This is a genomic window from Escherichia sp. TW14182 (assembly GCF_000208525.1).
Lineage (GTDB): Bacteria > Pseudomonadota > Gammaproteobacteria > Enterobacterales > Enterobacteriaceae > Escherichia > Escherichia ruysiae.
The window spans coordinates 1-4287 of sequence record NZ_AEJZ01000297.1 but is presented as its reverse complement, the minus strand read 5'-3'; the positions used below and the strand labels follow the sequence as shown (position 1 = coordinate 4287).

Annotated in this window: 4 protein-coding genes; all 4 read right to left on the bottom strand. The window is 52.5% G+C overall.

Going from position 1 to position 4287, the window contains the following annotated elements; genetic code table 11:
* Positions 1–755: 755 nt before the first annotated feature.
* From EQY_RS0120205 to EQY_RS0120190, 4 genes are read right to left on the bottom strand one after another with little or no spacing between them, the layout of a single operon-like run.
* Entirely contained in the window at positions 756–2453 is a 1698-nt protein-coding gene (locus tag EQY_RS0120205) for a hypothetical protein (protein ID WP_000767300.1), read from the bottom strand.
* Positions 2450–3025, bottom strand: a complete 576-nt coding sequence (locus tag EQY_RS0120200) for a baseplate complex protein (protein WP_000192892.1) — start codon at positions 3023–3025, stop codon at positions 2450–2452. Before EQY_RS0120200 ends, EQY_RS0120205 begins: the two co-directional genes overlap by 4 nt.
* Positions 2997–3710 (bottom strand): hypothetical protein, encoded by a 714-nt coding sequence (locus tag EQY_RS0120195; protein WP_000870769.1) that lies wholly within the window; start codon positions 3708–3710, stop codon positions 2997–2999. The genes EQY_RS0120200 and EQY_RS0120195 overlap by 29 nt, the downstream gene beginning before the upstream one ends.
* Positions 3707–4279: a DUF4376 domain-containing protein gene (locus EQY_RS0120190; RefSeq protein ID WP_024212674.1), complete on the bottom strand. Its 573-nt coding sequence runs from the start codon at positions 4277–4279 to the stop codon at positions 3707–3709. The genes EQY_RS0120195 and EQY_RS0120190 overlap by 4 nt, the downstream gene beginning before the upstream one ends.
* Positions 4280–4287: the final 8 nt, after the last annotated feature.

Genomic DNA, 4287 nt, shown 5'->3' with positions numbered 1-4287 from the left:
GTTAAAGTTGACTCGGGGCCTTTCCACATCCGGCCTTCGGGTTTACCCTCCAGCCATCAGCCGAAAGGCACCCGCGCGAATTCTAGCCTGGTTTTTTCCCTTGTTTCAATCCGTTGAGACTTATCAGCCTTCTGATGTAAAATTCCCGACCGCAGACATTATTCAGTCACGCATTTGATACATGCTTCCGCCGGCGTTCGCGCCGGTTTTTTTCGTCCTGTTGCTGCGTAGATCGTCATGTGCGATCGAGGCGCGGTATTGATCCTTTTTTCAGTTTAATTCTGACTCTTGATTTTGCGCAGGCCGCGCTACGTCGGGCTTCTTTGTTTGAGGGTTGTTTAACGCGATCCTTTCGCGATCGTGTCTTGTCCCACGTAAAGTATAAAAACTCTTTTAATATCAGCCTGTTTTCTTTCTCTTGCCATTCATGAGATCGTAAAAATCCCTCTGAAAACTGCAAAAAATTTCAAAACGTGAAATTTCAGATCTTCGCTTTTCCCTCAGTTGCTGCGCGGGCTGGCGGTCATTTTTGCACGGCAGAAAACTGAAAAAGTGTTTCGAGACAAAACCCGCGGGTTGGAGGGGGTAGCGCGGTTTACGTCACCTCACGCTTTACGTCACACCGTTTACGTGGTGTGCGCATACAGCGCCGGAATGGCACGCAGAACGCATTAATCAGGTGGCAGATATGAAAACGCACGGCCTGAACCGTGCGTTGCGTGATGGGGCGTTTATGTGGATTTTATGCCCGGTGATTAGGCGATAAGGTCGCCGTATTTTTCGCGCAGGCTCGTAGCCTGTTGGGCGTCTGCGGCAAGTTCGCTGCTGTTTGTTGGTGCGCCAGTGTTGCTGTGGGTGTGGTTTGCAGTGTGTGTGGCCAGCAACTGAACCAGATCCAGAATATCAATCAACAACGTCAGCAGATTAAGTCCGGATTTTTCCCGTGAGCCACCGCGCCCAATAAATACAGTCGGGGCGGTAAATTCCAGGCCGCCGTCCGCCCGGCATGTTCTGCGGCCTCCCACGTTTTCGGTGAGGTTATGCTCGATGGTGGATGTCGCCCCTTTGAGTTTAGTCAGCAAATCCTGCGCTACCATCTGGATATGCTCACCGGCTGCGATCGCATAATGGCCAGTAGTAATGTGTTCTGTCTGACCTGTCATCAGCTTGCTGGTTCCCAGAACGCTGGTTATGTCGTTTGCCTGTACTGTTGTTGTTCTGGTTGTTGTTGTGCGTTCTTCCTGATCGCTGTTAATGGTTCGCCTGGCTGAATGCTCCCTGATTTGCTGGTCGGTTTCTCTGTGCCAGCTTCCGTCAGTCGTGACACGCTGAAACACTTCTGCGCGCTGTTGTTGCAATTGTTCGCCGGGCTTTACATCAGGCAGGTTATGACCAGCGGGTAAGATTTGCCTGATGACAGGTTTATCCGGTCGTCCTTCAATGTTGGATATTTCCACGATGGTGCCAGCCGGCGGGTAGGCAAAACATCCCGCCTCACTGCCAGCCATGGGGACGGGGAGCGGTACTGCCGGGTAAACGGGCGTATCGCTTTTATCGTTGCCGTTCTCATCAAGCAACTGCACATCGACGGCGTAGCGTGGGCGGAAACTGTCGGCCACATCGCCCAGGGTGGTGGGCTCCGTTGGCGCAATGACGCGCGCCAGCCGGGTATGTAGCGTACCGCTGGCCAGTTCCGGGAACTGTGTTTCCATTTGTCTGCGTAATGGTGATTTGGAAACAGGGTTACCCGTGGCGGTAAGGCGCTCCCATGTCAGGGTCATTTTCTCGTTGTTGAGGGCTACACGGGTAATGCGCCCGGCCGGTAGGTTCACGCCCGGTCGCACAGTTTCCATAAACATGATGTCGATGCTGTTTCCGCCGCTTTGCCCGAGTGTGTACTGTTGCGGAATATCCGGCATTGTAATACTGGCAAATCGTGAATCAGCTGCGCTTCCCACAAATACAGAACCGTCCGGCATAGGGTGCCAGACGTAATCGCTGATACTGAATGCTCGCCCCAGTTGGCTGAGCAGTTGTGCTCCGCTGCCGCTGTGGGTGATGTAGGGAGTTGGTATACTGGCATAATCCGCATCCGGAGTGATAAAAACGATACCGCTTTGTCGCCCCAGATTATCGAGTACCCCCCGCAACGTCGGGTGTTGCATGGAGCAGGGGAAATCAAAATCCAGCACAGCAGCCGCTTCACGAATAAAAAGGCGACGTGAGCCATTTTCAGCAGGTTGATCGCGCTCAATGTAGCCGGAGAAATAGCGCCATGCTTCACCGTCACGGCCGAGATCAATTTGTACCATTGCGCCGGCAAGGCTGTGTTCGGGTGACAGATTGTTAACAGAAATGAAGCCACGACCGGCAGCATTCAGGGTAAGAACAAGGCTTATATCGGCAATTTCCACCCGTTCGCCATTAATCATGCAGCGTTGTATCAATTTCATGTTTTCCCTTCCTCTTTCACGCTCCCGATGCCAACAGCATCCAGACCAGAGCCAACGGCATCATTGATTTTTTTCCAGAACGAACTTTGCGTATTCATGCCTTTGTCTGGTACCTGTTCGCTGCCATTCTGGGTCTGCTGTCTGGCGATGGTTTTCTGCGAACCGCTGCGTGCGGATGCTTTCTCTGGCACGCTTAATTTTTCCCTGAGAGTAAAGGTGATCTGCCAGTGCATTTTTCCCTGTTGTTCCGTGGCATCAATGCCACCAGAAAACACCCCCTGTCGCATATTGATTGCCTTCGCGGTAGCGTTAGCAATGCGATATGTTTTTTTGGCACCGTTGCTTTCTGTTGCCTCCGCAAGCTGAAAAATACGGGTCAGAATAGCTTCATCGTTAAAATCAATAACCCCCGACACGCGCAGCTCTTTAGCCTTGTTTCCCTGCTGGGCGCTCGTGGTGCTGGTTGACTGTCCGGACATATCTTTGTCCGGTAGTTGCATGGTGGCGCTGACGGTGATGTTGCGCAGCAGAATGGCTTCCCCGTCAAGCGCAAGGACAATCATCTGGGTCATGTAGTGCTCCCCTTAGTGATGAGAGATTATCGCCGACGAACAGCATCACAGCTGTAAAAACCCACTCGGGGTGTGGGATGTTTTTTTGTATCAGCACTGCAGCCTGGCTAAGGGCTCCCTTGTAGCAAAAGCGCCACACCGGGCAAAATTTTTGCCGGAGTGCGGCCTGCTGATCAGCGATTTCCTGCAAGGCTTTATCTCTCGCATTCATGAACTGATGCAGCGATGATGACAATGTTTCCGGTGATGTGGCGGCAGGAGTGGCTGCCTGTGCAATGGTTGCTGCCAGCGACATGCTGCGAGTGGTCTGTGTCGACAGCATTATCGGTTCCGGAAGTGATGTTGCCGGTCTGGCGGGGATTTGCATTCTGCTGATGGCCAGTGAAAGTTGACTGGAAATCATGCGGGACATTCGCCCCACCTCTGGCAATGGAAATGCGCCTGAAAATTGCCTGGCGAGTGATAAAAACTCGCCAGCAGAAGGAGCGCAAAACAATAGCGCCACAATGTCTTTTTCTGTGCTTTCTTTCAGATAGGGTAAAAGTGCAGATACAGCATTTTCGGGGCTGAGATAACGCCCCGATGGTTTGATGTTTCCGGTATTTTCTGACCATGGATGAAGGCAAACCACAGAGCATTTAATGTTCATGGCTGACGGGCGCAGAATTGCCTTTTCCCATTTCATTCTGACTCTCCAGCCTGAAAAGCGCGGATGTCGGCAAGATTATTAAGGCTATCCAGCACGTTCTTCATCTGTCGCTGACGGCGATAAATCTCGTCATTGCGATCAATCTGCGCCTGTGCCATCGCGGCTGCCAGCTCCTGAATCTGCGCCATTGTCAGTGTGACAAGGTTATTTGCTGCATCCCCCCATCCAAGCGTTGACCGCGTACCTGCCACCTTTGCAGCCATTGCCACAGGCGCAATACGACTTATTGAGTCTGCACCGCCGTTCCAGGCGTGACCGTTCCATTCGAACGTGAACGGCTGCGCTTCCTGTTCTGTGCGCCAGAGCTCGATTTCTCGTTTTTTGGCATCCTTCGCCGCGGCGATAAGTTCCGGCGTGACAGTGAACGTGGCGATTTCTCCCCATTTGCCGCTTTGCAGTTCCTGCCAGATTTGCTGACCTGTCGTCGCGGTGTCTTCTGGCGTGGCTGTGTACGGAAGCGGGTCTTCCATTCCTTCAAACAGCACGTCGCAGTCAATCGCACCGGACTCGGTGTAGCGGGGACTGGTGATTTTTTTAATTTGCATCATGAAAC

Bases quoted from the DNA above. Each gene is read 5' to 3' on its own strand.
- EQY_RS0120205 (WP_000767300.1), bottom strand. From the start codon at position 2,453: ATGAAATTGATACAACGCTGCATGATTAATGGCGAACGGGTGGAAATT.
- EQY_RS0120200 (WP_000192892.1), bottom strand. From the start codon at position 3,025: ATGACCCAGATGATTGTCCTTGCGCTTGACGGGGAAGCCATTCTGCTG.
- EQY_RS0120195 (WP_000870769.1), bottom strand. From the start codon at position 3,710: ATGAAATGGGAAAAGGCAATTCTGCGCCCGTCAGCCATGAACATTAAA.
- EQY_RS0120190 (WP_024212674.1), bottom strand. From the start codon at position 4,279: ATGCAAATTAAAAAAATCACCAGTCCCCGCTACACCGAGTCCGGTGCG.